Source organism: Stappia sp. TSB10P1A (genome assembly GCF_900185725.1).
Taxonomy (GTDB): Bacteria; Pseudomonadota; Alphaproteobacteria; order Rhizobiales; family Stappiaceae; genus Stappia.
This window is the reverse complement of record NZ_FYAU01000036.1, coordinates 650,113-671,998: the sequence shown is the minus strand read 5'-3', so window position 1 is coordinate 671,998 and position 21,886 is coordinate 650,113. Positions and strand designations below refer to the sequence as shown.

The window sequence follows — 21,886 nt, the reverse complement described above, 5'->3', positions numbered from 1 at the left end:
GTCGCTGACCGGCTGGTGGCCGACGGATGACCGGCCGACTAAATTGCCGCAGCGGACGCCGCCGCCTGGACACTATCCCCGGATTGGCGGGACCGCTTGTCCGGCCGCTTGTCCCCGGACCGGCGGGCTCGCCCACCGTCCGGAACCGTCTGCAAGTCTCTTGCAGTTTTGCGCAAACTGAAGGCGGACCCTTCCGCCGCCCGCGGGTGAACTGCTGCCCTGTTCACCCGCGGGGTTTTTGTTTTTGAGGTATTGCGAGTTGAATACGGCCGGCATTAGACGCTATATTTCCAAGAACGGGATAAGGCTTGATTGGCCCCAAAAGTCGAGCCACCTAGAACGCAAATTAGCGCGAAGATGTCGCGGCAAGGCAGTTTGTTTTATTCGTGACGGTGGAGATGGCCCAATAGTGTTGGAGAGCGTGAGGTCTTTCGATCGAGAGTTTTCACCATAAATCCAATATAAAATGCGGATGTGATAAATGATGTTTAATAAGCGGTATCCGATCGACGAATTCCTTAAATACTCTGAAAAAAAATTTACTAGTGAGTATGAATCCGATGAAAACCAGCGCTTTCTCAATTACATAGAAAATAGAATTAGATACGAGCTCATTGGGATGATAAATACACTGGATAGGAAGGGTGATATAATTTTTGAGGTCAGAAAGAAAGGTTCCCTGTCTGCGCTCAATAAAATCCTCAAGGAAATGAAGCGATCAGGAGGTGTTGGTGAAATTAGACTTCAGGAGATAGTTAAGGATTTCATAGGCTGCCGTATAATTTGCATTGATGAATCTGCTCTCATTAGTACATTTAAGGCGCTTCTTCAGTATGAAGAACTTACTATTCTTGATAGCGGATTTGAGTTGTATAGTGCTCCGTTTAGAAAATATGAAAATCGAGAATCTCGCTATATGAGAATGGTAACAAAACTGGGATTGAAGGAGGATAATGGTAAGCCTGCTGATGAAACAAAATACACAAACTATGAATCTCTTCATTGCTATCTAAATTTTACGAGAGCGGAGCGGACTTGGCTAGGCTCTTCCGATAAGTTGCTGAACTTTCGAGCAACATCCCGAGAAAATCGATATATTGCCGAGGCGCAGACGCTGGAGCAACTTTATGGAGAGATGAGCGAAGAGCAGAGGGGTCTAATCGTCGGATTCCCAATTGAATGTCAATTGAGGACAACTCTAGAGCATCTATGGTCATCCGAAGAGCATCGGTTTGTCTATGAGAAAATAAAGTCTGGTTTGATATCGGAGAGCGATCCAAAAGTTGGGCTTCTGCGAAACGCTTTTGCTGCCCTAAAGTATCACTATAGTGCTATCGACGATCTAAGGGACGTGATACGAAATATTTCCGGTAAAACCGTTGAAGAGTATTCGTATTATTACACGGGAGCGAATAAAGATATTAGTAAGGTCAGGGCAGTTTATTTCGATACTGAAGACAAGGCGCTGCGTCTCGTGCAAGAAGCGGGGGAGTTGTATCAATCCCTGATCGGCAAAGACGGCGCCAGCGTCGACGAAGATATGCGAAAAATTTATAATAAGATTTATGAAGCTTATGTCCAAATTAAGCGGCCTTTTGGTGAGGGTGAGGGCGGAAAAACATGAAAAATATTTCTGAAAGCTATCGGGACTGGGGGAGAGAGAGGTTAATTTTTTTACAACTTGGGTATATGTTTCTAACGATGCGGAGCAGGGAGGTGAGTGAAGTAACTAAGTCTATGATAGAGGATATGGATCTGAAGGAGAAGATTGGACCTATTAGTCTCAAGATGGCTGCGCTTGATGATAGACCAGGACTTATGATAGCGGAGCGAATTTACTCATATATTATGGCCCAAGATGAAATTGCGTTTCAAGAAGCGGCTGCTGCCCGTGACGTGAATGCTATTGTTTTCAAAGATCCATTGGTTTTCTCGAGGTATGCTTCAAGTCTTTTTTTGCAGGACCGGTTCGGGCAAGCGAAGAGTGTGCTGGATCAGATTTTATACACTCCTGAGTGGGAGTATATGATTTCATCGAATGAAATCGCAAAATTTGATGTTTCGCAATATGAAATCTATATGCGTCACTCGCAGTATACCTTATTTCGTAGCTATCAAGAAGAAGATAAAATGGTGGAGAATATCAGATATATAACTAGGGATTTTGAAAAAATATTGGCAGATATACATATTCACATGGATGTTTTCAATGAAAAGCACTTCAGGGCAGTTGCTTGGTGTTATCTTGTTACGCGTTACTTTTATTGCTTGGAAAGTATAATTCCATCGTTTTATAGGTTGAGTGAACCGATTTTTTTAGATTATCTGAAAAGACATTTCGACATTGGATTCAGTGGAGCGTTCAAGACGAAGCCTGAGTTGCTCTGTGTCTCTTGCCTTCTTCAAAAAGACAATCCTGCAGATTTTTCACAGTGCGCAAATGAGGCGATTGCTTTTATCAAAGCTGACGAGCGGTACCCGAGGTCGGCTAGGTTGGCTTTTATCGATGTGCTGACTAGGATCGAGGAGGCCTATGAGAAAGATGCTTCGATCCGTCCTAAGGTATTCTTTTCGTATAGCCACTTAGACAAGAAGATCGCGGACAGGATAATATCCTTTTTGGTTGACGCTGATGTTGATATAATTAGCGACAAGCAATTCATAACAGGCGAGAGTCTGCTTAGCGGTATGGAGCAGGCGATAATGAAGGCTGAGGTAGCCATAATTTTCGTATCCAGTCAGTATTTGGAGTCGGAGGGATGGCTTCAGAAGGAGCGGGAAACAATTTTTGCTAGAAACGTTAAAGGGGAGATTTCGATTGTAGTTTTGACGTACGATGTTACCGTTGATCAGGTTCGTTTGAAATTCCCGATGCTTGCGAACACCTTGATGCTTTCGATAGATGATAGTCGCATCGAGCACCAAATATTTAGATTGTCGGAAAACATCTACGGGTTATGGGAGAAACAGAAGGCGGCATCCGCAAACAGGAAGAGTCGCTGAGTGAGGCGTAAATTGCAGGGCGAGAGCAGAAATTTAGGTGTTGCAGAATTCTGGATGTACAGAGACGGTATTCCCCTGACAGTACCGCGTTTTGAAGCGGTTTCAGGCGGCGCGGGTTTCGTGGGGCATTGAAGCCTGTTTCGGGTTGGCTGTCAGCCTGTCTCCTTTCGGTTTCTGCATTGGTTGCGACGGCTTGCCGGTCAGGCCTTCGGTGAAGGCCGGAAGCGGGGTTCGCCCGTTCATGTTGCGGCCCAGATGCGGGCGCTCGGTGTTGCAAGTGACCAGCCATGCGTCGAGCACCTTCTGCTAACAGCAACAGCCCCCCGGTTCCCATCTCTTGCCGCACGGACTATATAGCGGGTCACGAAAGTCCGCTCCGCTTCGCGCTCCGCTCGAAGGCAGCTCGAAGACCGCCCAAAGACCGCCCAAAACTGATGGCTGCCCATGATCCCGCCGCTCGACGACATCCTTGAGAATTTCGACCTGCTCGACGACTGGGACGACCGCTACCGCTATGTGATCGAGCTGGGGCGGATGCTGCCGGAGTTTCCCGACGAGGAACGCACCGACGCCAACAAGGTGCGCGGCTGCGCCTCGCAGGTCTGGCTGGTCAAGTCGGTGGAGCAGGGCGCGGACGGCGCCCCCCGCCTGGTGTTCCAGGGCGACAGCGACGCCCATATCGTCAAGGGGCTGGTCGCCATCGTGCTCGCCACCTATTCCGGGCGCAGCGCCGCGGAGATCGCCGAGACCGATCTCGACGCGATCTTTTCCCGCATCGGCCTCAAGGAGCACCTGTCGGCGCAGCGCGCCAACGGCCTCAAGTCGATGGTCGAACGCATCCGCGCCGACGCCCGCGCCGCGCTGGCCGACGCCTGAAGGGGGGGGGTGCTCTCCCGGCCGGCGCGCGAGCGCAGATGCGGGATGGGGCCGGGGGCGCAGGAGGCGCGCTCCCGAAAGATGCCACGACCGCCGTGGCTCGCCGGTTCCGGTGCGCGGCTTCGCCTTGTCCGGAATGACGCAAGGAGAGGTGGGCGAAGGGGGCGGTGCCGGCGGAAAAGAGGCGGGCGGAGGCTGCCCGGGCCGTAGCTGCGGCCGATGCGCAACAACACGCCCCGGCGGATACTGGACGCCTGCCTGCGCAGGTATGACAGCCTTGGGGGAGGCGACGCCGCCCCGCCTCACGCCTGCCGGGGTCGCCAATGGTTCCCGGCTCTGCGCTGCGCGCGGCCGGGATGACCTCCGAGAGGGAGGCGACGCCGCCCCGCCTCACGCCTGCCGGGGTTGCCAATGGTTCCCGGCTCTGCGCTGCGCGCGGCCGGGATGACCTCCGAGAGGGAGGCGACGCCGCCCGGCCTCACGCCTGCCGAGGTTGCCAATGGTTCCCGGCTCTGCGCTGCGCGCGGCCGGGATGACCTCCGAGAGGGAGGCGACGCCGCCCGGTCTCACGCCTGCCGAGGTTGCCAATGGTTCCCGGCTCTCCGGCTTCGCCTGCGGCCGGGATGACGTCCGAGAGGGAGGCGACGCCGCCCCGCCTCACGCCTGCCGGGGTTGCCAATAGTTCCCGGCTCTGCGCTGACGCGCGGCCGGGATGACAGCCGAAGAGAATGGCAAAGGCCTCGCATCCCCTCTGCCGTCACCCCGGCCAAGCGAAGCGCGCGCCGGGGCCTATTGGTTTCCAGAGCGGCGGCGGGGACGCACGGCCGAGCTCCATCCACCGGCTGTCCTCCCGCGCGCTGTCCCTTCATTGCGCCCTCCCGGACGGCGCAAACGCAGATGTGGGGTCGGGCCGGGGGCGCAGGAGGCGCGCTCCCGAAAGATGCCGCAACCGCCGTGGCTCGCCGGTTCCGGGTCGCGCTTCGCTTGCCCGGGAAGACGCCGAGGAGGGGGCGGTGCAAGGGGAACGGTGCAAGGGCAGCGAGGCGACAGGGGATCGAGACGGTGAGAAAGAAGACGGGAGCGAGGAGGCGCGCTCAGCCGGTGCCGTAGTGGCGGGCGAGGCGGGTGAGGCCGAGCAGCAGCACCACCTTGGCCGAGCGCGGCGGCCAGCGCCGCTCCCGCTCGACCTGCTCCAGCCCCTTGAGCTCGCAACATACGTCGATCAGCACGCCGGCGAGTTCCGGCCCGACCTCCCGGATCGCCCGCTCCAGCCGCGCGCGGGCGGCCAAAGTGGCGTCGGTGAGCTCGACCAGCCCGCCGCGCGGATCGCGCGTGCTGCCGCCGCCCGCGCCGCTGCCGAGCGCCGACCAGGCCATGCTGCGCATCCCCGGCACGATGGCGCCAAAGGCGTGATCGGCGCGCAGCCGCTCGCCGGCGGCGAACTGCCCCTCGTCGAGGATCGGCTCGCCGTCGCGGCCGCGCCGCCGGCGCAGCCAGGCGAGCGGGCTCTCGGCATGATTGACGGTGACGATCTCGTCGGCCGCCCCGGCAATGGCGATGCGGCGGGTGCCGATCTCCCGGTGCTGGGCGGCGAAATCCTCCTCGCCGGAGGCGAGACGGCGCAGCCGGGCGCGGCCGGCGGGCGACAGAGTGAGGCCGCCGCCGCCCCGCTCCACCAGCCCGGCGGCAAAGGCGGCGCGCAACTGCGCCGGATCCACAGCGAGAGAGGGGGCGAGAGAGGGGGCCGGCGAGGGAGAGGCGGGCGAGGGAGAGATGGGCGAGGTGGGGGCGCCGTCTGGGCGGGCGCCTCCGGGGCCGGTCCTGGTGCCGCCGGGGCCGGCGCCTCCGCGCCGGGCGGGCACGGCGCACAGCCGCAGGCTCTTGTCGGCGGTTTGCTGAAGCTGCCAGGCGGGCGCCGTGCCGAGCCGGGCGAGAAGACGGTCCAGCGCGCGTTGCGAGGGCGCCATGGCTCACGCCTCCGTCCCGTGGGTGGGAAGGGGGCGGGTGGCCTGGGCACGGGTGGCCTGGGCACGGGTGGTCAGGGGATGGGCGGTCAGGGGGCGGGTGGCCGGGAGACGGGTGGCCAGGGAGCGGGTCGATGGCGGCCGGGCGGGCAGGGCGGCGAGCCCGACCTGCAGCGCGGTCTCCAGCCCGCCGATCATCGTGTCGAACTCCGGCTCGTCGCGCCGGTCCTCGACCAGCCGGCAGGCATGGGCGACGGTGGTGCGGTCGCGCCCGAACTCGCGGGCGATGTCGGTGAGCGTGCGCGCGAGGATGACGTGATGCAGATACATCGCCACCTGGCGGGCGAGCGCCACCTGTGCCCGGCCCCGGCTGGGCTGCGACAGGTCGGCCTCCTCCACCTCGAACACCGACAGGACACAGGCGGTGACGAGCAGTCCCGCGCCCCGCGCAGCTCCCCCCGCCGGCCGCGGGGAGCGATGGGCGGGCATGGCGCCGGCAAGGCCGGCGAGGTCCGAAATTCCGGATAGTCCAGTCATTCCTGCCTCCACTTATCAATTTTAGGTTTATATTCCTAAATCATTACGGGAAAAATACCCGTACGGGGATAAGTGAAGTTGCAGGGCGGTTTTTCGCGCGTGGCGCGGCGGCTTTGCCGGCGGTCGAACGGCCCGGCAAGGGGGGAGAGCGGGGCGATATCGCCCCGTGCCGGGCGCGGGCGCGGGCTCTGGCGCGGATCGGGCTATCCGCGGCCGGCAGGGAGGAAGGAGAGCGGTGCGGCGAGGTCCGCCGCGCCTCGGCTATTTGCCGAGCAGCCGCTTTGCCTCGGGCACGGCGAAGTCGATCAGGACCTTGAAGGAGGTCTGCCAGCTCTCGGGATCGTTGTAGCGGCCCGCGAAGGAGGCGACGACGAGGCCCGGGTCGGGCTGCACGGTCAGCCGCTGGCCGCCATTGCCGACGGCGATGGCGATGGGCCGCTCCGGCGTGCCCGCCAGATACCAGAGATAGCCGTAGCGCGTGACGTCGTTGACCGTTGCCCGCGGCTCGAACGACAGCTCCAGCCAGTCGCGGGGCACGATCTGCCGCCCGTCATGGACACCATAATCGGCGACGAGCTGGCCGATCCGCGCCAGATCCGGCAGCGTCAGCCGCAGGCCGGAGGCGGCGGACGGCGCGCCGTCGGCGCCGGCGACCCACTCGAAGGTCGTAATGCCGAGCGGCGCGAAGAGTTTTTCGGCGGCATAGCGGTCGAGCGGCAGGCCGGTGCCGTTTTCGATCAGCTTTCCCAGCAGGGCGACGGCGCCGCCGCTATAGATCCAGGCCCCGCCCGGCGCCTCGCGGATCGGCTGTTCGAGGATGAAGCGGTAGCGGTCCGGGGCGTTTTCCATCGCGATCTCGCTGTTGCGCGGATCGCTGTAGGGAAGGTCCTCGTCCCACTCGGTCCCCATCTGCATCGACAGCGCGTGCCGGACCAGAATGAGCTCGCGGCCGGGCTGTGCCATGAGGTCCGGATATTGCGGGAACTGCACGTAAAGCGGCGCGTCCGGGGCGGGAACCTTGCCCTCGGCAAGGGCGATCCCGTAGAGCAGGCCGACGACGGACTTGGTCACCGAGCGCAGGTCGTGCAGCGAGGCGGCCGTGTGGTCCTGCAGGCCCTGCGGCTGGCCCCAGCGCTCGTCCTCGCCGGGAAAATACACCTCCGCCAGCCGCTTGCCCTGAAAATCGGCGATGGCGCCGTGCAGGCCGGGCAGCTCTCCGGCCGCAAAGCTCGTCTCAAGCTGTTCGTTCAGCGATTGCGCATCAACGGGGAGCATGGTGCCGATCCAAAGGAGCGAGGCCGCGCAGAGGCGGAGGGCGGGTTTTTGAAACATGCGAACCCTTCGATCGATATCAGCGCCGGAGCGCCGGGTGTGTCACAACCTGCGGCAGCTCGCCTGCGCCAGCGCCGCCTCGATACGGTCGCGGTAGAGCGGATCGCCGTCGAAGGCGCGCAGCAGGGCATAGCCGTGCAGGGCGTCGGTCTCGATGACGATCAGGTCTTCCAGCCCCTCCGGCGGGTTCTCGCGCAGCACGCTGAGCTGCTCGGTGGTGAGCACCAGCACGTCCAGCCGGCCGCCGGCCCCGGAGGTGCGGTCGTTGAGGCTGTAGATCGCCCGCCCGCCGGCATCGAACAGGGCGAAGGACCAGAAGGGCGGCGGCAGCGCCGCCTCGATCTTCAGCGGCCCCTCGGCAAGGTCGAAACGGCAGGCGGCGTGGATCATCATCGGGTCGAGCATCGGCAGCGGCTCGGCCCCCGGCGCCACGTCCGGCAGGCGGTTGAACGCCCCGTCGGGACCGAAGGCGGCGACCCGCGCATAGGCGGTTTCCGGCACCTGGCCCGGCACGCCGAGCACGGTGGCGATGTGAATGATGCCGCCGAGAAACAGGCCGGCGAGCAGCAGCAGCGCGAAACGCGCCAGCACCATGCCATCGACGGCCTGGCGCAGCCGTGCCGAGCGGGAGGGGCGTGAGCGGGCGGCGGGCGCGCTCATCGGCAAAGCCCCCGGCGGATCTCGGGCATCGGCACATTGGCAACGCCGGTGCCGGTGGTCAGCGGCGTGTCGTAGAGCCGCAGCGCCAGCACCAGCCCGTCGGCGGTGTCGGAGGTCGGCAGCCAGTTGCCCGGCCGGGCGCGCGGCGCGGCGGTGATGGTGAAGTCGCCGCCGGGGCGGCGCAGCAGGTGGCGGCTGTTCAGCCCGCTGCGCGGCGCGGCGCCGGCGACCAGCCGCATCTCGCCATCCAGCGCCACCAGCGTCCACAGTCGCGCCGGGGCGGTCTGGCCGGAAATCTCGTAGTCGCAGCGCGGCGACAGGACATCGCCGGCGCTGTCGGTCGCGGCAAGGAACATCAGCCCCTCGCCGCCGGCCAGCGGCACGCGGCCGCTGCGCGCATGGGTGGCGGTGGAATAGGGATCGGCCTCGCGCGTGCCCTGGCGCGGCCGCGCCTCCCACACGCCGAGCCGCAAGGTGCCGAAGGCCGGCGTCCGGTCGACCGCCAGATACGCGGTGGAGAAGCCGACGCCGAGGGCGATGGCGACGACGATGGCAAGATCGAGCGCGAGGCTGCGCCGCCGCCGCCGCAGGATCGGCGGCACCCGGTCGGGCACAAGACCGTCGGTTTCCGGATCGCGGGAAAGGGCGAGCGTCACCGGGCGACGGGCTCCGCCTGTGCGGGCGGCGTGGCGGCGGCCGGGGCCTCGGCGCGCTTGCCGATGGCATCCAGCCGGGCGCCGATCTCCCGCAAGACGGCGATCGACTGCACCCTCAGGAGGCGCGGCCGGTCGGCGCCGGCGCCCTCCGCTACCGGAACGGCGCCGTCCCCGCGGGCCGGCCGGTCGACGCCGGGCATCGGCCGCAGCTCGATGCCCTTGTGCGCATAGTCCATGATCACCTGCCAGGTCATCGCCGGCAGGCTGCCGCCGGTCATCCGGGCGGTGGAGGTGAAATCGTCATTGCCGAACCACACCGCCGCCGCGTAGTTGCCGGTATAGCCGACGAACCAGGCGTCGCGATAGGCCTGGGTGGTGCCGGTCTTGCCGGCGACGGTGACGCCGGGCACGCGGGCGCGGCGGCCGGTGCCGTTTTCCACCGCGTTGACCAGCACGTCGTTCATCTCGCCGGCCTTCTCCTCCGGAAACAGGCGCTGCGGCGGCGCCCGGTCGCTCGCCTGCTGGTAGATCATCCTGCCGGCGGAGTTGCGCACCTCGAGGATCGTGGTCGGCGTCACCTTCAGCCCGCCGCTGGCGAAGCTGGCATAGGAGGCGGCCATGTCGATGACGGTGACCTCGGCGACGCCGAGCGGCAGCGGCCGGGTGATCTTCAATTCGGTGGTGATGCCCATCGCCGTCGCATATTCGACGATCTTGTCGCGGCCGATCGCCTGGGCAAGGCGCACCGGCACGGTGTTGATCGACTTGGTCAGGGCGGTCTTCAGCGTCACCGGCCCGGCATAGCCGCGCGAATAGTTGCGCGGGCTCCAGCCGCCGATGGAGATCGGCGCGTCCGGCACCACCGAGGCCGGGGTGTAGCCGTTCATGAAGGCGGTGATGTAGACGAAGGGCTTGAACGAGGAGCCGGGCTGGCGCACCGCCGCGACCGCGCGGTTGAACTGGCTCTCGCCATAGTCGCGCCCGCCGACCATGGCGCGCACGGCGCCGGTCTCCGGCACCAGGACGGCGACCGCGCCCTCGCGCACCCTGTAGCGCTCGCCGTGTTCGCGCAGGTTTTCCAGCAGCGCCTGCTCGGTCTGGCGCTGCAGGCCGGGATCGAGCGTGGTGCGCACGATGACGATGCGGTCGTTGGCAAGCTCGGGATGGCTGCGCGCCAGCTCGCGCACCTCGGTGAAGGCATAGTCGAGGAAATGGTCCGGCGAGCGGTCCTTGCTGCGGTCGATGGCGAGCGCCGGATTGCGCCTCGCGCCGATCACCTGGCCCTCGGTCATGAAGCCGGCCTGCACCATGTTGGTCAGCACGTCGTTGGCCCGCGCCCGCGCCGCCGGCAGGTTGATATGCGGGGCGTATTTGGTCGGCGCCTTGAACAGGCCCGCGAGCATGGCCGATTCCGCCAGGCTGAGCTCGCGCACGTTCTTGCCGAAATAGAACTCCGACGCCGCCGCGACGCCGAACGTGCCGCCGCCCATATAGGCGCGGTCGAGATAGAGTTTCAGGATCTCGCGCTTGGAGAGGTTCATCTCCAGCCACAGCGCCAGGAAGGCCTCGTTGATCTTGCGCTCCAGCGTCCGCTCGTTGGTGAGGAACAGGTTCTTGGCGAGCTGCTGGGTGATCGACGAGCCGCCCTGCACCACGGTGCGGGCGCGCACATTCTCCACCATGGCGCGGGCGGTGCCCATCACGTCGATGCCGAAATGATAGAAGAAGCGCCGGTCCTCGGTCGCCAGCGCCGCCTTGATCAGGTGGTCCGGGATCTCCTCCAGCGGCACCGTGTCGTTGAGCAGGATGCCGCGCTTGCCGATCTCGTTGCCGAAGCGGTCGAGGAAGGTGACGGAGAAATCCTCGGTGGTGCGCCAGTCGGCGCGCTCGGTCTGCTGGAACGCGTCCTGGGCAAGCGCCAGCATCAGCACGAGGCCGAGCAGGCCGAAGGTGACCCCGTCGGAGGCAAGCTCGGCGGCAACGCGCCCGGCGCCGCGGGCGCGGAACCGGCGCAGCCAGGCCGAATAGGCCTCGATCCCCCGGCGCAGCGACGAGAACGACCGCCACAGGGCGGTGTCGACAAAGGCATCCACCGACAGCATCGCCGAGCGCATGCGGGCGCCGAACGGGCGGCGCGTCGCCGGCCCTTTCCCTGAAGCGGGCGCCGGCTGCGGGCTGTCCTGCGGGTCGGCATCGCCGGATCGCTGGTTCACCTTGGTCTTCCGTTCTGCTATGGCCGTGGGCAGGCTCCCGCTGCGGGAGCAACCCGGCGCGATCCGTTTTACCTCCGATCCGCCGGGCCTTTCAAGGATATGCCGGCGGTGGATGGATCACGAATGCCTCAGGACAGCAACGCACAAGGGGCGGCAGGGGGCGGGACGGACAACGCTGGGGCAGAAGGGGCCGGGACGGATATCGCCGCGGGCGGCGCGCCGTTCTGGACCGGCCGGCGGCTCGGCGAGCTGAGCCCGGCCGAGTGGGAAGCCCTGTGCGACGGCTGCGGCCGCTGCTGCCTCAACAAGCTGGAGGACTGGGACACCGGCGAGGTCGTCTGGACCTCGCTCGCCTGCACCCTGCTCGACGGCGAGAGCTGCCGCTGCTCCGACTACGACAACCGCTTCGCCACCGTGTCCGACTGCCTGCAGCTCACCGCCGAGCTGGTGCCGCAGCTCGCCTGGCTGCCGCCGACCTGTGCCTACCGGCTGGTCGCCGAAGGGCGCGATCTCTACTGGTGGCACCCTTTGGTCTCCGGCGACCCGGAGAGCGTGCACGCCGCCGGCATCTCGGTGCGCGGGCAGACCTTCCCCGAGGACGGCATCCCGCTGGAAGACTATGAGAACTTCCTCGCCGACTGGCCGGGCGAGAACCCGATGGACGAGAAGGTGCGGGTGGGGTTTATTGAGTGAGGGATGGAGTGTGCGGATTAAAGTGTAGGTAGACGATAAAAATCTATTATGCTGCAATTTGTATGTTGAGTCATTTTTTGGGAAAGGCAGCATGAGCAAGGATACGCAAAAAGCACTTGAAATAGTTATAAATTGTCAGCAGGTGATGATTTCCTACCTTCTTACGCATCTCTGTGTTAATTCTTCACCGGATGTAAGTCTTCATGTAAAGAAGACTTTATTGGAAGCGGGAATAGATAAATCGACTCTGGAAGTTCCCATGGATCAATCGGAGATCGAAAAAATTGAATACGTAATGCGGTCTCACATGAGGCGTATTCTATCTCGTATTGAGAGGGATGAGATGAAGCATAGATCAAAGTACGATCTTCCTGCGTTGCTGCCACTTCGCGACCTCGAGGAAGAGTAGGTGTTCTGATTTCTTTTTTGGTGATTCTATGTTTCCGGGGCGGGTTACAAGCGAGACGCTGTAGTTCTTGTTCTTTGACGGGTTAGGAAAAAAATCCTTGACACCGTAACGGTGCTCGGGTAGGGTTCAGGCATGGTCGCATAGGTGCGGCCTGGCGATGGCGGCGGACCGGGAGGTTCGGCCGCCATTTGTGTTTCTGGCGGGTGTTTTTGACGCTCCACCCTCTCCTTGGCGTCTTCCCGGGCAAGCGCAAGCGCGACCCGGGACCGGGGAGGCAGGGCGGTTGCCTCTTTTGTCTGAGCGCTGCGGCAAGGCCCCCGGCTCGCCGATCCCGGATCTCCGGCTTCGCCTCCGTCCGGGAGGACGAAGGAGAGGCTGCGTCCGGGAGGACGCGGGGAGAGGCTGCGCGCGGAAGGACGGATGTGGTGCGAAGCGCATGTGCCACTCCTCGGCTGTCACGCCTGCGCAGGCAGGCGTCCAGTGTCCGCTGGAGGTCGTGGCAAGGACGCCGGCGGAAGCTTCAACATGCTGGCTCCGCAGCCTGAGCCGAACCGTTCGTGGTTACTGGTTCCGGTCTTCGGCTTCACTGAGACCGCGACGACAGGCAGGGAGTGGGGCACGGGCCGGGTTTCGTCGCTGCCGCTCTGGCAGCCAATAGGCCCCGGCGCGCGCTTCGCTTGGCCGGGGTGACGGCCGAGGGGATGCGAGGTCGGGCCACTTTCTCGGGGTGACGCCCAGAGGGGATGTGAGGTGCTGCCACCCTCTCGGAGGTCATCCCGGTCCAGCGCAGCGCAGAACCGGGAACCATTGGCACCCTTGGCGGGTGTTTTTTCTCCAGCCTCTCCTCGGCGTCTTCCCGGGCAAGCGTGAGCGCGACCCGGGACCGGGGAGGCACGGCGTTTGCCGCCTGTCTTGCCTGAGCGCTGCTGCCACCGCCCTCGGCTCTCCGATCCCGGATCTCCGGCTTCGCCGTCGTCCGGGAGGACGAAAGAGAGGACGGTGCGCGGGAGGACGTGGGGAGGGGCAGTGTGTGATGGCGGCGGACCGATTGGTTCGGCCGCCATTTGTGTTTCTGGCAGGTGTTTTTGACGCTCCACCCTCTCCTTTGCGTCTTCCCGGGCAAGCGCAAGCGCGACCCGGGACCGGGGAGGCAGGGCGGTTGCCTCTTTTGTCTGAGCGCTGCGGCAAGGCCCCCGGCTCGCCGATCCCGGATCTCCGGCTTCGCCTCCGTAGCTTCAACATGCTGGCTCCGCAGCCTGAGCCGAACCGTTCGTGGTTACTGGTTCCCGGTCTTCGGCTTCACTGAGACCGGGACGACAGACAGGGAGTGGGGCACGGGCCGGGTTTCGTCGCTGCCGCTCTGGCAGCCAATAGGCCCCGGCGCGCGCTTGCGCTTGGCCGGGGTGACGGCCGAGGGGATGTGAGGTCGGGCTACTTTCTCGGGGTGACGGCAGAGGGGATGCGAGGTGCTGCCACACTCTCGGAGGTCATCCCGGTCCAGCGCAGCGCAGAACCGGGAACCATTGGCACCCTCAGCAGGTGTTTTTTCTCCAGCCTCCCTTTGCGTCGTCCGGGAGGACGCAGGGAGAGGCTGCGTGCGGGACGACGCTGGGAGAGGTTTCTGTGTCCCCGCAACCGCTCTGGCAGCCAATAGGCCCCGGCTCTCCGGCTTCGCCTGCGGCCGGGGTGACGGCCGAGAGGATGTGAGGTCGTGCCACTTTCTCGGGGTGACGCCCGGAGAGGATGTGAGGTCGGGCCACTTTCTCGGGCGGTCTTCCGATCTTTGCCGAACATGATCCCGACATCAAGCAAGGGAGGAGCCGATGGCCGGTTCAAAGGCGCCAGCGGACGGTGCCGCGCAATCCCCGGAACAGGCCGAAGCCAGGGGCAAGGCGGCGGAGGCCGGGACCCCACCGGCACATCCCGACGCGGCGGACGCCAGGAGCAAAAAGCAACCCCCGCCCGAAGCAGCCTCCCCCGACCGCAAGGTGCCGGTGCATCTGGGCGTCGAGGCGTGGGCTGAGGCGCGGCAGCTCTACGAGAGCGGCGCGCTGGACGCCGACGGGGTGGTGAAGCGGTTCTGCGTCGCGAAAAGCACGGTGCTGCGCCACATCCAGGCGGAAGGCTGGGTGCGCTCGGGCGACGTGCGCGGGCTGATCGCCGCCGGCGACACGCAGGGCCTTGCCTGCCTGGTGGGGCGGCTGGCGGAGGCGTTCGAGCGGCAGGTGGAGGCGATCGAGCTGGAAATCGGCCGCGCCCGCACGCTCAAGCTCGACCGGACGGAGGCCTCGCAACTGGCCGAGCGCAATGCTCGCACGCTCGGCATTCTCGCCCGGACGCTCGACGTGCTGGTCGAGCTGCGCAGCGGCGTGCGGGAACTGGACCCGGCAGGGAGGGACGAGGATGCACTCAGGCACGAGCTTGCGCAGCGCCTTGACCGCCTGTGCGGCGAAGGGGCGGCTGCCGGACTTCCTGGCGCGGCTGACGGCGGCGGAACTGCGCTTCCTGCGCCATGACTGGCCCATCTGGGCGCATCAGCACCAGCTTGCGCCGCAGGGCGACTGGCGGGTGTGGCTGCTGCTCGGCGGGCGCGGCGCCGGCAAGACCCGCGCCGGAGCCGAGTGGCTGCGCGCGGCGGTGACTGCGGCCGCGCGTCAAGGGCGGGGCGGCGAGTTGCGCATCGCCCTGGTCGGCGAAACGCAGATGGATGCGCGCGAGGTGATGGTGGAGGGCGTCTCCGGCCTGCTGTCCGTGCATCCGCCGTCCGAGCGGCCGCAATGGCTGCCTTCGCGCCGGCGGCTGGAATGGCCGTGCGGCGCGGTGGCGCAGGTGTTTTCCTCCGAGGATCCGGACGCGCTGCGCGGGCCGCAATTCGAGATCGCCTGGTGCGACGAACTGGCCAAGTGGCGGCATGTGCAGGAGACCTGGGACATGCTGCAATTCGGCCTGCGGCTCGGCGCCCATCCCCGCCAACTGGTGACGACGACGCCGCGCCCGATCCCGCTGTTGAAGCGGCTGATCGGGGACGATGGCACGGTGGTGACCCGCGCGGCGACGGAGGCCAATGCGGCGCATCTCGCCAAGGGCTTCATCACCGCGATCCGCAACCGCTATCGCGGCACCCGGCTGGCGCGGCAGGAGCTGGACGGCGAGATCGTCGGCGAGCGCGAAGGCGCGATGTGGAGCCGCGACGCGCTGGAGCGCTGCCGCAGCGACCGGCGGCCGGAGGAGCTTACCCGCATCGTCGTCGCGGTCGATCCGCCGGCGGGTTCGTCCCGCCGCTCGGACGCCTGCGGGATCATCGCCGCCGGCATCGACGCGGCGGGCATCGTCCATGTGCTGGCGGATGCGAGCCTGCGGGCGGCAAAGCCGGCGCGCTGGGCCCGCGCGGCGGTGGAGCTGTGGCGGTCGCTCGGGGCCGATTGCCTGGTCGCCGAGGTGAACCAGGGCGGCGAGATGGTCGGCGCGGTGATCAACGGCGTCGACCCCGGCGTGCCGGTTGCCGAGGTGCGGGCGCGGCGGGGCAAGTGGCTGCGCGCCGAGCCGGTCGCCATGCTCTACGAGCAGGGCCGGGTGCGCCATGTCGGCGCCTTTCCCGAGTTGGAGGACGAGATGGCGGAATTCGCCCCCGACGGGCTGTCGGCCGGCCACTCGCCCGACCGGCTCGACGCGCTGGTCTATGCGCTGCACGAACTCGCGTTGAGGCCGGCGGCGAGCCCGCGCCTGCGCAGCCTGTGAGGCCTCCGGCCACGTTGAATCACGATGCGAAGCATCTGAATCGATCTGTTTGAATCACCGTCTCAGGCAGCGGACTCAATCTCTCAAGTCGACCGGAAAAAGGATTCTGGATCATGGGGTTGCGCGACCTTCTTGACTCTTTTCGTCGCCCGTCAGCCGAGGCCAAGGCCTCGCGCGCCGGGCCGCTGCTGGCGCTTTCGGGCGCCGGGCGGGCGGTGTGGACGCCGCGCGATTATGCGGCGCTCGCCCGCGAGGGATATGCGCGCAACCCGGTGGTGCACCGGGCCGTGCGCATGGTGGCGGAGGCGGCGGCCAGCGTGCCGCTGGTGCTCTACGAGGGGGCGCGCGAACTCGACACGCATCCGCTGCTGGAGCTGCTGGCGCGGCCCGCGCCGGGCCAGTCGGGGCAGGGGCTGCTGGAGGAGGTTCACGGCTACCTGCAGGTCGCCGGCAATGCCTATCTGGAGCGGGTCGACATCGACGGCAACCCGCGCGAGCTGCACGCGCTGCGGCCCGACCGGGTGCGCGTGGTGCCGGGGCGCGACGGCTGGCCGGAGGCGTTCGATTACACGGTCGCCGGACGCACGGTGCGCTTTCCCGCCGACCCGCGCGACGGGCACCCTTCGGTGCTGCATCTGAAGGTGTTCCACCCGCTCAACGATCATTACGGGTTCGCGCCGCTGGAGGCGGCGCAAGTCAGCCTCGACCTGCACAACGCCGCCGGGGCCTGGAACAAGGCGCTGCTCGACAATGCGGCGCGCCCCTCCGGCGCGCTGGTCTATGGCGGGGCGGATGCGGCGAACCTGACCGACGAGCAGTTCGACCGGCTGAAGGGCGAGCTGGAGGCCGGCTACCAGGGCCCGGCCAATGCCGGGCGGCCGCTTCTCCTGGAAGGCGGGCTCGACTGGAAGCCGATGGGCTTCACCCCGCGCGACATGGATTTCATCGAGGCGAAGAACCAGGCGGCGCGCGAGATCGCGCTCGCCTTCGGCGTGCCGCCGATGCTGCTGGCGATCCCCGGCGACAACACTTTCGCCAACTACCAGGAGGCCAACCGCGCCTTCTGGCGCCAGACCGTGCTGCCGCTGGCCGCCCGCGTCGGCGAGGCGTTGGCGCGGTGGCTTTCCCCGGCCGGGCAGGCGGACCTGCGGCTGGTGCCCGATGCCGATGCTATCGAGGCGCTGTCGACCGAGCGCGCGGCCCTGTGGGAGCGGGTCGAGCGGGCCTCGTTCCTGACGCGAGCTGAGAAGCGGCAGGCGGTCGGCTACGGCGCGGAAAGCTCTGGCGCGGAAGCCTCTGGGGCGGACGGCGCATGATGGAGCCGGCGCTGCGCGAGGTGGCGGCACGCGGGGACCTTGCCCACTTGGTGCTGCTGCTATGGGCGGGCTCCTCGTCGAGCCTGCTGGTGTGGAGCTTGCGCGAGATGGTCCGCTCCAACCGCCGCTTCGACGATTTCGTCGAGGCCATCGCCCGGCTCAACCGGATGATCGGCGACGAGTAGGGGGCGGGGCGGGGGAGCGCGGGGCGGGCGCCAGTCCGGAAACTTTCCTCTCCTTGCGTCCTCCCGGGCAAGGCGAAGCCGCGACCCGGGATCGGAGAGGCACGGCGGTTGTAGCTTCTTGCGTGAGCGCTCCTCATACGCCCTCGGCTCCCCGGTCCCGGCTCGGCGCTGCGCGCCGTCCGGGAAGACGACCGCAGGGGGCGGAGCCGGGGGGCAACCGAGGGACTGGGGCCCCCGGCCGCTCGCATTTCGAACTCACCAAAAGGGAGATCCAGATCATGACGCACCGTGTTGGGGCGCGCGCGGGCGCGCGCGTGCCCGGTTTCCAGATGTCCGGATGTGAGGCGATCCGCTGCGCGCCGCATGTGAAGCGGGCGCATCGGGCCGTGTTCGCCCGTTTCGTGCTGGTGCTGCGCGCAGCGCTCGAAAAAAGCGCGGTGAGCGCCGGGGCCCGCGCATGAGCCGGGTGCAGGCGGAAAGCCCGGCAGGGCGCGACAACGCGGCGCTGGCGATGCGGGCGCTGGCGGCGGGGCGCTTCGGCCGCGACGGCGGCGGGGCGGAGCCGAAGGGCGGGCGAGCTCTCGTTCGCCCGACACGGATTTCCGGCTATGCCAGCCTCTTCGGCACGCCGGACGACGCGCTCGACATGGTGATGCGCGGGGCGTTCCGCCGCAGCCTTGCCGAGCGCGGGGCGCAAGGCATCCGCTTCCTGTGGCAGCACGATCCGGCCCGGCCGATCGGCGTGTGGGACAGCGCCAGGGAAGACGCCCGCGGGCTCTATCTGAGCGGGCGGCTCGTCACCGACACGCGCACGGGCCGCGATGCCGCCGCGCTGGTGGCGGCCGGCGCGCTGGACGGGCTCTCCATCGGCTTTCGCACCCGCTCCGCCCGCCGCGATCCGCAGAGCGGGCTGCGGCGGATCTTCGACATCGACCTGTGGGAGGTGTCGCTCGTGACCTTCCCGCTGCACCCGATGGCCCGGCTCGATGCCGGGCCCACTGCCACGAGCCGCGCGCAAGGCGCGCTCGACTCGTGAGGCGGCCGCAGGGCCGCCCGACCGGCGCTGGCAGCGCCGGACCTCTCAACCAGGGCAATGGAGTTTCGCAGATCATGACCAGCAGCAATCCCCGTCCGGCCGAGCAGCCGGCGCTGACGCGCCACGCCCCCGAAACCAAGGGAATGGAAATCAAGGGAATGGAAACCAAGGGGGTGGAAACCAAGGCGGTGACCGGGCGCGGTGCCACACCTGCCGCCGGCCCCGGACTGGAGCGCGAGCTCGACGACATGCGCGCCGCCTTCACCGCGTTTCGCGAGGTGAACGACGAGCGCCTGTCGGAGATCGAGCAGCGCGGCAGCGCCGATGTGCTGACCGGCGAGAAGCTCGCCCGCATCGAGGCGGAGATCGACCGCCAGCAGCAGCGCCTCGACGCGCTGGCGCTGAAGGCGGCCCGTCCGCCGCGCGAGGCCGAGGCCGCCGGCAACAGGACCCGCGAGAGCGCGGCGACGGGCGAACATCGCGGCGCCTTCCTCGCCTATATGCGCAAGGGCCAGGAGGAGGGCCTGCGCTCGCTCGAACAGAAGGCGCTGTCCATCGGCTCCGATCCCGACGGCGGCTATCTGGTGCCGGAGGAGACGGAGGCCGGCATCCTGCGCCGGATGACGGCGGTCTCGCCGATCCGCGCCATCGCCGGCTCGCGGCAGGTCTCGGCCAGCGTCTTCAAGAAGCCGTTCTCGATCTCCGGCCCGCAGTCGGGCTGGGTGGCGGAGACGGCGGCGCGGCCCGAAACCGGCTCGCCGACGCTGGCCGAACTCGCCTTCCCGACGATGGAGCTCTACGCCATGCCGGCGGCGACCGCCTCGCTGCTCGACGATGCGGCGGTCGATGTCGACGCCTGGATCGCCGAGGAGGTGGAACTGGCCTTCGCCGAACAGGAGGGCGCGGCTTTTGTCGCCGGCAACGGCGTCAACCGGCCGCGCGGCTTCCTCGACTATCCGCGTGTTGCCGAGGCGAGCTGGAGCTGGGGCAATGTCGGCACGCTGCCGACCGGCGTCGATGCGGGTTTCCCGGCGAGCGATCCGGGCGACGTGCTGATCGACCTCGTCTATGCGCTGAAGGCCGGCTACCGCCAGAACGCCCGCTTCGTGATGAACCGGCGGACGCAGGGCGTGCTGCGCAAGATGAAGGACGGCGAGGGCAACTACCTGTGGCAGCCGCCGGCAAGCCTCGGCGCCCCGGCGACCCTGATGAGCTTCCCGGTCACCGAGGCCGAGGACATGCCGGACATCGCCGCCGGCGCGCCGGCCATCGCCTTCGGCGACTTCCGCCGGGGCTATCTGGTGGTCGACCGGGCCGGGGTGCGGATCCTGCGCGATCCCTATTCGGCCAAGCCCTACGTGCTGTTCTACACGACCAAGCGCGTGGGCGGCGGCATGCAGGACTTCGACGCGATCAAGCTGCTGGTCTTCGCCGCGTAACGGCGGCGGCGGACGAGAGGCCGGGCGGGGCTCCCCCGCCCGGTCATGCGGAACGGACAGCGGATGGGGATGCGATGACCGCGATCGTGACGACGCCGCCGGCAGTGGAGCCGGTGACGCTGGAGGAGGCGCGCGCGCAGTTGCGCGTGACATCCGGCGAGGAGGACGCGCTGCTCGGCCGGCTGATCGCCGCCGCGCGGGCGCAGATCGAGCTGGCGACGCGCCGGGCGCTGATCGCGCAGGGCTGGCGGCTCTATCTGGATGCCTGGCCGCCGGGCCGGGTGGTGCGGCTGCCGGTCGCCCCGGTCGCCTCCGTCGAGGCGGTCACCGTCTATGACGGCGACGGGCTGCCGGTGGCGCTGGACCAGGCCGACTACCGCCTGGAGGCGGCGACCAGCCCGCCGCGGCTGAAGGTGGCGACGAGCGCACCGGCCGGGATCACAGGCTTCAACGGCATCGAGATCGACTTCACCGCCGGATATGGCACGGACCCGGCCGCGGTGCCGGCGCCGCTGCGCCAGGCGGTGCTGCTGCTGGTCGCCCATTGGTTCGAGCACCGCGAGCCGGGGCTGGATCCGGCTTCGCTCGGCCTGCCGCCGGCGGTCGCAAGCCTTGCCGGCAGCTACCGGATGGTGCGGCTGTGAACGGGCGAGCGGGAGCGGGCCCGCTCGACCGCGCGATGCGGCTGGAGCGGCCCGAGCGGATCGAGGCGGCGGACGGCGAGGCGGAGACGATCTTCACCGATACCGGTCTCGTCTTCGTGGCGCTGGCGCCGGCCAGCCTTGCCGAGCGGCAGGCGGGCGGGCGGCACGACGGCATCGCCACCCATGTGGCGCGGCTGCGCACCGGCACCGGCATTGCCGGCGGCTGGCGGCTGAGCGAGGGTGCGCGGCGCTTCCGCGTGCTCGCCGTCGACGACACGGCGCGGCGGAGCGGCTTTGTCGCCTGCCTCATCGAGGAGGAGGGACGATGAGCGCGCAAGCGGCCCTGCGGGCAGCGCTGGTGAAGGCCCTGCGGGCCGATGCCGATCTGATCGCGCTGACGGGCGGCGAGCGGGTGCATGACGGGGCCCCGCGCGGGGCCGTGCATCCTTTCATCGAACTCGGCGCCCTCGTCTCGCGGCCGCTGCTGTCGAGCGCGGAGGAGGGCGAGGAGCACGAGGCGGAAATCCTGGTGCATTCGCGAAAAGACGCGCGCGGCGAGGTCGCCGCGCTGATGGCGGCGGCCCGCGAGGCGGTGCTGAGCGGCGTCGAAGGATTTCTCGACGGGCACGTGCTGGTCAATGCCGGGGCGATCGACGAGCGCAGCGAGCGGCTGGCCGATGGACGCACCTGGCGCGGCCGGCTGCGGCTGCGGCTGGTGAGCGAGCCGGCGGAATAGAAAGCGGATCAGGACGACAGGAACGGAGGCGGACATGGCTGCACAGGCAGGCAGGAATCTTTTGCTGAAATGCGACGCGACCGGCAGCGGTGGCTTCGTCACCATGGCCGGGCTGAAGGCGCGGCGGATCGCGCTCAACGCCGGCAGCGTCGATATCACCGACGGCGACAGTTTCGGGCGCTGGCGCGAATTGCTGGCCGGCGCCGGCACCCGCTCGGCCAGCATCTCCGGCGGCGGCGTGTTCCGCGACAAGGCGGCGGACGAGACCGTGCGGACGATGTTCTTCGACGGGACGATCCGCGTCTGGCAGGTGGTGGTGCCGGACTTCGGCACGATCGCCGGGCCGTTTCAGGTGACGGCGCTCGACTATGCCGGCACCCATGACGGCGAGGTGACCTACGAACTGGCGCTGGAATCGGCCGGCGAGATCAGCTTCACGGCGTCCTGAC

22 protein-coding genes are annotated in these 21,886 nt (G+C 66.8%); 16 read left to right on the top strand and 6 right to left on the bottom strand.

The genetic code is table 11. The annotated features are described in order from the left end of the window. Positions 1 to 481: 481 nt before the first annotated feature. The 3 genes from TSB10P1A_RS21620 to TSB10P1A_RS21605 all read left to right on the top strand — a co-directional run bounded on the left by TSB10P1A_RS21620 (position 482) and on the right by TSB10P1A_RS21605 (position 3,879). Positions 482 to 1,624, top strand: coding sequence for a hypothetical protein (locus TSB10P1A_RS21620; RefSeq protein ID WP_186389996.1), 1,143 nt, complete (start codon positions 482 to 484; stop codon positions 1,622 to 1,624). Between the two features lie 92 nt (positions 1,625 to 1,716). Further along, positions 1,717 to 3,003: a toll/interleukin-1 receptor domain-containing protein gene (locus tag TSB10P1A_RS21615; RefSeq protein ID WP_186389995.1), complete on the top strand. Its 1,287-nt coding sequence runs from the start codon at positions 1,717 to 1,719 to the stop codon at positions 3,001 to 3,003. Between the two features lie 444 nt (positions 3,004 to 3,447). Further along, on the top strand, positions 3,448 to 3,879 hold the full coding sequence (locus TSB10P1A_RS21605; protein WP_186389993.1) for a SufE family protein: 432 nt from the start codon (positions 3,448 to 3,450) through the stop codon (positions 3,877 to 3,879). Positions 3,880 to 4,973: 1,094 nt separating this feature from the next. Here TSB10P1A_RS21605 and TSB10P1A_RS21600 read toward each other — a convergent pair. The 6 genes from TSB10P1A_RS21600 to TSB10P1A_RS21575 form a co-directional block, all read right to left on the bottom strand. Further along, positions 4,974 to 5,846 carry a DUF6456 domain-containing protein gene (locus tag TSB10P1A_RS21600; RefSeq protein ID WP_186389992.1) on the bottom strand — a complete coding sequence of 291 codons (873 nt, stop codon included), beginning with the start codon at positions 5,844 to 5,846 and terminating at the stop codon, positions 4,974 to 4,976. 3 nt (positions 5,847 to 5,849) lie between these two features. Continuing rightward, on the bottom strand, positions 5,850 to 6,380 hold the full coding sequence (locus TSB10P1A_RS23945) for a helix-turn-helix domain-containing protein (protein ID WP_186389991.1): 531 nt from the start codon (positions 6,378 to 6,380) through the stop codon (positions 5,850 to 5,852). A 261-nt stretch (positions 6,381 to 6,641) separates the two neighbouring features. Beyond that, positions 6,642 to 7,655, bottom strand: coding sequence for a serine hydrolase (locus TSB10P1A_RS21590; protein ID WP_186389990.1), 1,014 nt, complete (start codon positions 7,653 to 7,655; stop codon positions 6,642 to 6,644). A gap of 99 nt (positions 7,656 to 7,754) precedes the next feature. Further along, positions 7,755 to 8,372 carry a DUF1254 domain-containing protein gene (locus TSB10P1A_RS21585; protein ID WP_208984943.1) on the bottom strand — a complete coding sequence of 206 codons (618 nt, stop codon included), beginning with the start codon at positions 8,370 to 8,372 and terminating at the stop codon, positions 7,755 to 7,757. Further along, positions 8,369 to 9,028: a DUF1214 domain-containing protein gene (locus tag TSB10P1A_RS21580; RefSeq protein WP_186389989.1), complete on the bottom strand. Its 660-nt coding sequence runs from the start codon at positions 9,026 to 9,028 to the stop codon at positions 8,369 to 8,371. Before TSB10P1A_RS21580 ends, TSB10P1A_RS21585 begins: the two co-directional genes overlap by 4 nt. Next, entirely contained in the window at positions 9,025 to 11,241 is a 2,217-nt protein-coding gene (locus TSB10P1A_RS21575) for a transglycosylase domain-containing protein (RefSeq protein ID WP_371515150.1), read from the bottom strand. Before TSB10P1A_RS21575 ends, TSB10P1A_RS21580 begins: the two co-directional genes overlap by 4 nt. Before the next feature lie 123 nt (positions 11,242 to 11,364). On the opposite strand from TSB10P1A_RS21575, the gene TSB10P1A_RS21570 reads away from it, so the two are divergent. From TSB10P1A_RS21570 to TSB10P1A_RS21510, 13 genes are all read left to right on the top strand, one after another. After that, positions 11,365 to 11,934, top strand: a complete 570-nt coding sequence (locus TSB10P1A_RS21570) for a YcgN family cysteine cluster protein (protein WP_186389988.1) — start codon at positions 11,365 to 11,367, stop codon at positions 11,932 to 11,934. 91 nt (positions 11,935 to 12,025) lie between these two features. Continuing rightward, entirely contained in the window at positions 12,026 to 12,343 is a 318-nt protein-coding gene (locus TSB10P1A_RS21565; RefSeq protein ID WP_186389987.1) for a hypothetical protein, read from the top strand. A gap of 1,988 nt (positions 12,344 to 14,331) precedes the next feature. Continuing rightward, complete coding sequence (locus TSB10P1A_RS21560) at positions 14,332 to 14,859, top strand: hypothetical protein (RefSeq protein ID WP_186389986.1); 528 nt, start codon at positions 14,332 to 14,334, stop codon at positions 14,857 to 14,859. Next, positions 14,747 to 16,081: a DNA-packaging protein gene (locus TSB10P1A_RS21555; protein ID WP_186389985.1), complete on the top strand. Its 1,335-nt coding sequence runs from the start codon at positions 14,747 to 14,749 to the stop codon at positions 16,079 to 16,081. Before TSB10P1A_RS21560 ends, TSB10P1A_RS21555 begins: the two co-directional genes overlap by 113 nt. 113 nt (positions 16,082 to 16,194) lie before the next feature. Continuing rightward, positions 16,195 to 17,397 (top strand): phage portal protein, encoded by a 1,203-nt coding sequence (locus TSB10P1A_RS21550; protein ID WP_186389984.1) that lies wholly within the window; start codon positions 16,195 to 16,197, stop codon positions 17,395 to 17,397. Next, positions 17,394 to 17,582, top strand: coding sequence for a hypothetical protein (locus TSB10P1A_RS21545; protein WP_199270398.1), 189 nt, complete (start codon positions 17,394 to 17,396; stop codon positions 17,580 to 17,582). Before TSB10P1A_RS21550 ends, TSB10P1A_RS21545 begins: the two co-directional genes overlap by 4 nt. Positions 17,583 to 17,860: 278 nt before the next feature. Then, entirely contained in the window at positions 17,861 to 18,043 is a 183-nt protein-coding gene (locus tag TSB10P1A_RS21540) for a hypothetical protein (protein WP_186389983.1), read from the top strand. Continuing rightward, a complete protein-coding gene (locus tag TSB10P1A_RS21535; protein ID WP_244293202.1) occupies positions 18,040 to 18,618 on the top strand; it encodes an HK97 family phage prohead protease in 579 nt (192 codons plus the stop codon). Before TSB10P1A_RS21540 ends, TSB10P1A_RS21535 begins: the two co-directional genes overlap by 4 nt. 143 nt (positions 18,619 to 18,761) lie before the next feature. After that, positions 18,762 to 20,057 carry a phage major capsid protein gene (locus TSB10P1A_RS21530; RefSeq protein ID WP_186390110.1) on the top strand — a complete coding sequence of 432 codons (1,296 nt, stop codon included), beginning with the start codon at positions 18,762 to 18,764 and terminating at the stop codon, positions 20,055 to 20,057. Positions 20,058 to 20,131: 74 nt separating this feature from the next. Beyond that, on the top strand, positions 20,132 to 20,701 hold the full coding sequence (locus TSB10P1A_RS21525; protein WP_186389982.1) for a head-tail connector protein: 570 nt from the start codon (positions 20,132 to 20,134) through the stop codon (positions 20,699 to 20,701). Next, the gene (locus TSB10P1A_RS21520; RefSeq protein WP_186389981.1) at positions 20,698 to 21,030 is read left to right on the top strand and encodes a head-tail adaptor protein; all 333 of its coding nucleotides are present in this window, start codon (positions 20,698 to 20,700) and stop codon (positions 21,028 to 21,030) included. The genes TSB10P1A_RS21525 and TSB10P1A_RS21520 overlap by 4 nt, the downstream gene beginning before the upstream one ends. Further along, positions 21,027 to 21,437, top strand: a complete 411-nt coding sequence (locus TSB10P1A_RS21515) for a DUF3168 domain-containing protein (RefSeq protein ID WP_186389980.1) — start codon at positions 21,027 to 21,029, stop codon at positions 21,435 to 21,437. Before TSB10P1A_RS21520 ends, TSB10P1A_RS21515 begins: the two co-directional genes overlap by 4 nt. A 34-nt stretch (positions 21,438 to 21,471) precedes the next feature. Beyond that, the gene (locus TSB10P1A_RS21510; RefSeq protein ID WP_186389979.1) at positions 21,472 to 21,885 is read left to right on the top strand and encodes a phage major tail protein, TP901-1 family; all 414 of its coding nucleotides are present in this window, start codon (positions 21,472 to 21,474) and stop codon (positions 21,883 to 21,885) included. Position 21,886: the final 1 nt, after the last annotated feature.

What these genes read in the sequence shown, in the direction of transcription:
- TSB10P1A_RS21620 (WP_186389996.1), top strand. Translation starts at nt 482, where the DNA reads ATGATGTTTAATAAGCGGTATCCGATCGACGAATTCCTTAAATACTCT.
- TSB10P1A_RS21605 (WP_186389993.1), top strand. Translation starts at nt 3,448, where the DNA reads ATGATCCCGCCGCTCGACGACATCCTTGAGAATTTCGACCTGCTCGAC.
- TSB10P1A_RS21600 (WP_186389992.1), bottom strand. Translation starts at nt 5,846, where the DNA reads ATGGCGCCCTCGCAACGCGCGCTGGACCGTCTTCTCGCCCGGCTCGGC.
- TSB10P1A_RS23945 (WP_186389991.1), bottom strand. Translation starts at nt 6,380, where the DNA reads ATGACTGGACTATCCGGAATTTCGGACCTCGCCGGCCTTGCCGGCGCC.
- TSB10P1A_RS21590 (WP_186389990.1), bottom strand. Translation starts at nt 7,655, where the DNA reads ATGCTCCCCGTTGATGCGCAATCGCTGAACGAACAGCTTGAGACGAGC.
- TSB10P1A_RS21585 (WP_208984943.1), bottom strand. Translation starts at nt 8,372, where the DNA reads ATGAGCGCGCCCGCCGCCCGCTCACGCCCCTCCCGCTCGGCACGGCTG.
- TSB10P1A_RS21570 (WP_186389988.1), top strand. Translation starts at nt 11,365, where the DNA reads ATGCCTCAGGACAGCAACGCACAAGGGGCGGCAGGGGGCGGGACGGAC.
- TSB10P1A_RS21565 (WP_186389987.1), top strand. Translation starts at nt 12,026, where the DNA reads ATGAGCAAGGATACGCAAAAAGCACTTGAAATAGTTATAAATTGTCAG.
- TSB10P1A_RS21555 (WP_186389985.1), top strand. Translation starts at nt 14,747, where the DNA reads ATGCACTCAGGCACGAGCTTGCGCAGCGCCTTGACCGCCTGTGCGGCG.
- TSB10P1A_RS21550 (WP_186389984.1), top strand. Translation starts at nt 16,195, where the DNA reads ATGGGGTTGCGCGACCTTCTTGACTCTTTTCGTCGCCCGTCAGCCGAG.
- TSB10P1A_RS21545 (WP_199270398.1), top strand. Translation starts at nt 17,394, where the DNA reads ATGATGGAGCCGGCGCTGCGCGAGGTGGCGGCACGCGGGGACCTTGCC.
- TSB10P1A_RS21540 (WP_186389983.1), top strand. Translation starts at nt 17,861, where the DNA reads ATGACGCACCGTGTTGGGGCGCGCGCGGGCGCGCGCGTGCCCGGTTTC.
- TSB10P1A_RS21535 (WP_244293202.1), top strand. Translation starts at nt 18,040, where the DNA reads ATGAGCCGGGTGCAGGCGGAAAGCCCGGCAGGGCGCGACAACGCGGCG.
- TSB10P1A_RS21530 (WP_186390110.1), top strand. Translation starts at nt 18,762, where the DNA reads ATGGAAATCAAGGGAATGGAAACCAAGGGGGTGGAAACCAAGGCGGTG.
- TSB10P1A_RS21525 (WP_186389982.1), top strand. Translation starts at nt 20,132, where the DNA reads ATGACCGCGATCGTGACGACGCCGCCGGCAGTGGAGCCGGTGACGCTG.
- TSB10P1A_RS21515 (WP_186389980.1), top strand. Translation starts at nt 21,027, where the DNA reads ATGAGCGCGCAAGCGGCCCTGCGGGCAGCGCTGGTGAAGGCCCTGCGG.
- TSB10P1A_RS21510 (WP_186389979.1), top strand. Translation starts at nt 21,472, where the DNA reads ATGGCTGCACAGGCAGGCAGGAATCTTTTGCTGAAATGCGACGCGACC.